This is a genomic window from Deltaproteobacteria bacterium, from assembly GCA_019309045.1.
Taxonomy (GTDB): domain Bacteria; phylum Desulfobacterota; class Syntrophobacteria; order BM002; family BM002; genus JAFDGZ01.
Window position 1 is genome coordinate 1 of the sequence record JAFDGZ010000136.1, and the last position, 4,974, is coordinate 4,974.

A 4,974-nucleotide genomic window follows, 5' to 3' on the forward strand; every position below is an offset into this window, starting at 1 on the left:
TGCGCCGGCTCGTGAGGGCTTTTTTTATTGAGCCCAGTCCTCATGAAAGCATAGCGCACCACTTGCACAACCTGATGAGTTTCTTGACAGAATAAGGAGGTATAGGTAGGCTAGGTGAGAACCTACAGACTCCCCTCTAGCAATTATGCAGCTGGAGCTCTTGCTACTATGACTGGAATTCAGGCTCCATTTCTCAAGAAAACGGAGGGGTGGGGCCTTTATTTTGCATTTGACTCGATGTGAAAAGTGGGGTGCGGTGGAAAATGCAACTGCGAGATCTCCAGCCGAAGATAATTCAATTCCGCGATGAGCGCGACTGGGTTCAGTATCACAATCCCAAGGATCTTGCCATATCACTTTCCCTTGAAGCTGCTGAACTGCTGGAGATCTTCCAGTGGAAGGATGCTGGAGAGGTTGAGGCGCTCAAATCAGACAGAAGAGCCCACTAGCAAATCAAAGAGGAGCTGGCAGACGTCTTTATCTATGCCCTCACCTTAACCCGTGAGTTTGACTTAGACCCCGGGGAAATTGTTCTGGACAAATCGAAGATCAATGAGCGAAAATATCCGCTAGAAAAAGTCAAGGGCAAGGCCCACAAATACACTGTCTATTCCCGCAAAGAATGAAGCCTGTGCTGTTTCTCATATAGATGGCGTTGGTTTTGACCTGATCTGTCAACCCGGCGAAGTAGCATAAGAACAATCGCAGGTAATTATTCAACAATCGGCCCCAGGAATCCGGTAGGCGCAATCTTCAGATTGCGTAAGGGGCGATCAATAAAATGACGTCATGGTCCGGATTATATTACCAACAGTTGACAACCATGCTTGGCAACGTAGGCTAAAGCCTCCGGCTAGCGAGTTGCTGCCAGGACGTCGTTTATTACAAACCCTAATTCGCCCCTAAAATGGTAGCCGCAACCTTGAGGTTGCGATGGGGCAATCAATACAAGGACGATGTGAGGTCAATTGTAATAGTTAAAAATCGACAATCATGATTCGCAGCGTAGGCTAAAGCCACCAGCAACTGACCAGATACTGAAATCTATGCGCTTCCACTGGACAATTCATGGAATGAATCTTGCATTTCTGAACGACGTTGAACCCGGCGCTCAAAATCAAGCCGCTCGAATTAGCACTGAACATCCCAGGACTTTGATTTTTCCTTTGACCCGTGAAAGGGTGTTGAGAATATATGGATCTGTGGCATGATTGGATGGAGAGTCTTGGGGTGCCTGCCAGGAAGAGTAATGCTGGAGGAATAATGCTTTCAGCATGATTTGGAAAAAGACACGGTTTCTGCATGAATGAAACTATTTTTAGCCAGATAGTCAGTAAGATCGAAGAAGCTGCAGTCCATTATTATAGACTCGTTCTGGTTGTTGGTAGTGCTGACTCCGGAAAGACAGATGCGGTAAGGAAGGTAGCAGGGCAAAAAGACATCCCACTGTTGAACGTGAACCTGGAAATGTCCAGGTTGCTTCTTGATCTTACGGCCAGGCAGCGAGCAATAAGACTGCCGAGGCTAATGGGTGATCTACTGGGCGCCACGGAATCTCAGGTTGTTTTGCTGGACAATACGGAGATCCTCTTCGACCCATTGCTGCAGCAGGATCCGCTTCGCTTGCTGCAAAATCTCTCCCGCAATCGCACCCTGGTGGCGACGTGGAACGGGATCCTCAAAGATGGCTGCCTGGTTTATGCCGAGCCGGGTCATCCTGAGTATAGAAGATATCCAATAGGTGACTTTCTTTTGGTAAGCACGGAGGCAATGAGCTAGCGCTTAATAATAAGCCCGCGAGGGGAAGTGAAGATGAAATATGGTGAGCTTATTCAGTTTGAACCCATAGAATCCGTGGTCCAGCTGCGGGACGCCAATGAAGTGGATGCGGCCCGGCGGCTTGTAGAGACCTATGTCATCTCTGAAGAGATGGCAGAAAAGCTGGTTGGCATTGTTGTTCCGCAGCTGCAGTTTGACCAGCCCATCGACAACAAAGGGTTGCTGGTGGTCGGCAACTACGGCACCGGCAAGTCGCACCTTATGTCGGTAATATCGGGGTTGGCAGAGAATCCCGACCTGGCAGCCAGCCTCAACAATGCCGAGGTAGCAGCTGCCGCTGGAAAAATCGGCGGTCGGTTTAAGGTGGTCCGCACCGAGATCGGCTCTACCACCATGTCTCTGCGAGACATTCTGGTGGCCGAACTGGAAGAGCACCTGGCCGCCATGGGCGTGAGCTACAACTTTCCTCCTGCCTCCAAGGTACCCAGCAACAAGCGCTCTTTCGAAGAGATGATGGGTGCCTTTCACCAGCTGTTCCCTGACCACGGCCTGCTCCTGGTGGTGGATGAGCTCCTCGACTATCTGCGCACTCGCAAGGACCACGAACTCATCCTGGATCTGAATTTCCTCCGGGAGATCGGCGAGGTCTGCAAGGATCTGCGCTTTCGTTTCATGGCCGGCGTCCAGGAGGCTATTTTCGACAGCCCCCGGTTCTCTTTTGTGGCCGACAGCGTCCGCCGGGTCAAGGACCGCTTCGAGCAGATTCTCATCGCCCGCAAAGACGTCAAGTTCGTGGTGGCCGAGCGCCTGCTCAAGAAAACCGGCGAACAGCAGGCCAAGATACGCGAATACCTTGCGCCCTTTGGTAGATTTTACGGCCGCATGAATGAGCGCCTGGATGAGTTCGTGCGCCTCTTTCCGGTGCATCCCGATTATATCGACACCTTTGAACGAGTTACGGCAGTGGAGAAGCGCGAGGTGCTCAGGACTCTGTCGCTGGCTATGAAAAAGATCCTCAACGAGGAATTGCCTGAGGACCGCCCCGGCCTCATTGCTTATGATTCTTACTGGACCAATCTGCGAGAAAACCCTTCCTTCAGGGCTGTGTCCGACATCAGGGCGGTCATCGACTGCAGCCAGGTGCTGGAGTCGCGGATCGAGCAGGCCTTCACCCGGCCGGCGTACAAACCCATGGCGCTGCGCATCATCCACGCACTCTCGGTCCACCGGCTCACCACCGGCGATATCCACGCGCCCCTGGGCGCCACAGCTGAGGAGCTTCGCGACGGGCTCTGCCTGTATCAACCGGGTATCGAGGATCTGGGTGGAGACCCGGCCGACGACCTCCTTTCCCATGTGGTAACTGTCCTGAGAGAAATCCACAAGACAGTCAGCGGCCAATTCATCTCGTCCAATCCAAACAACGGGCAATACTACCTGGATCTCAAAAAGACAGACGACTTTGACGCGCTCATCGAAAAGCGCGCCGAGAGCCTCGATTCCTCTCAACTGGACCGCTACTACTATGAGGCTCTCAAGCGGGTCATGGAGTGTACAGATCAGACCTATGTCACCGGTTACAGGATCTGGGAGCACGAGCTGGAGTGGCTGGAGCGCAAAACAGCAAGACAAGGTTACCTGTTTTTTGGCGCTCCCAATGAACGTTCTACAGCTGTGCCGCCGCGAGATTTTTACCTGTATTTCATTCAGCCTTTTGATCCGCCGCTCTTCAAAGATGAAAAGAAAGCCGATGAAGTGTTCTTCAGGCTGTACCTGAAGAGTGCGGCAAGCGAAGTGCGGGGTGCGCAAGGAGAAAACGCTTTACGCACCACAGACCGTGCACTCGATTTCGGGGAAACCCTTAAATTGTTCGCTGCAGCCCTGGACCTCGCCTCCACCTCGAGCGGCCACGCCAAAGCCACCTACGAATCCAAGGCCTCCGGCTTCCTGCGGGAGTTAGTGGTATGGTTGCAAAAAAATATGACTACCGCCTTCAAGGTGACTTATCAAGGCCGCAGCAAGACAATCAGGGAATGGGCTAAAGGGAAATCTATTCGCGCGCTGTCTGGAATCGCGGCGCACGAGCGCATCAACTTTCGCGACCTGGTGAACACCATTGCCGGCATCATCCTGTCCGCCCACTTTCAGGAGCAGGCGCCCGAGTACCCTTACTTTTCCGTTCTCATTACCGGAGCCAACCGCGACCAAGCCGCACAAGATGCTCTCAGAGCCATTGCGAACTTTGGCAGCCGCACACTCCCTTCTCATTCTTCAGCTGTGAGTACTAAACAGGCGACCGCCGTGCTCGATGCGCTGGAACTCTTGGACGGCGAAAGGCTCGACCCGTACCGCTCCAGGTACGCCAAGCACATCCTGAACATCCTCAAGAAGAAGGGGCATGGCCAGGTGGTCAACCGCTCGGAACTGATCCAGGAGGTCTACGGCGTTGACTACTTCGCGCCGGACAAGGGCTATCGCCTGGAGCCCGAATGGGCTGTCGTGGTCCTGGCCGCGCTGGTCTACTCCGGCGACCTGGTGCTTTCCATTCCCGGCAAGAAGTTCGATGCCACCGGGCTGCCGCTGCTGGCTGCGACCAGCATCGACGAGCTGGCCCACTTCAAGCACATCGAACGGCCCAAAGACTGGAACCTGCCTGCCCTCAAGGCGCTCTTCGAGCTGCTCGGGCTCACACCGGGCATGGCGCAGCTTGTCACCCAGGGCAAGGAAGAGCCGGTCCAGCAGCTCCAGAAAGCCATCTCCGGGGTGGTGGAGAAGCTGGTCCTTGCCCAGCAGAGCCTGCAAAGCGGCCTGCTGTTCTGGGGCAGGAACCTGCTCGTCGAAGAAGAAGCAGCCCAGGTACGCGACCGACTCGACCAGACCAAGACATTCCTGGAATCCCTCCAGGCTTACACCGCCCCCGGCAGACTCAAGAACTTCCGCTATAGCGTCCAGGAAGTGAAGAGTCATGAAGCTGGTCTGAAAGCCCTCTTCAGGATCGAATCCCTGCAGGACATTGTGAACACTCTGAGCCCACTTGCTTCCTACCTGTCCGAAGCCATGATGGCAATGCCCGAAAACCACGAATGGGTCAAACTGGCCAGGGAGGCAAAGGAGCACATACTCGAGGAAGTTCTCTCCGCTGCCGCCCAGGAAACGGAAACAAAGAACCAGAGACATCAACTTCGCCGGGAACTG

Annotated in this window: 1 protein-coding gene and 2 pseudogenes; all 3 read left to right on the forward strand. The window is 54.1% G+C overall.

Annotation, left to right across the window (positions count from 1 at the left end; genetic code table 11):
• Window positions 1-269 precede the first annotated feature (269 nt).
• The 3 genes and pseudogenes from JRI89_16490 to JRI89_16500 all read left to right on the forward strand — a co-directional run bounded on the left by JRI89_16490 (window position 270) and on the right by JRI89_16500 (window position 4,911).
• Window positions 270-626 (forward strand): annotated as a pseudogene (locus JRI89_16490) (nucleotide pyrophosphohydrolase).
• 676 nt (window positions 627-1,302) lie between these two features.
• Window positions 1,303-1,779, forward strand: a complete 477-nt coding sequence (gene brxF / locus JRI89_16495; protein MBW2072832.1) for a BREX-3 system P-loop-containing protein BrxF — start codon at window positions 1,303-1,305, stop codon at window positions 1,777-1,779.
• Between the two features lie 33 nt (window positions 1,780-1,812).
• Window positions 1,813-4,911, forward strand: a pseudogene (locus JRI89_16500) (ATP-binding protein).
• Window positions 4,912-4,974 lie beyond the last annotated feature (63 nt).

What these genes read in the sequence shown, in the direction of transcription:
- brxF (MBW2072832.1), top strand. Translation starts at nt 1,303, where the DNA reads ATGAATGAAACTATTTTTAGCCAGATAGTCAGTAAGATCGAAGAAGCT.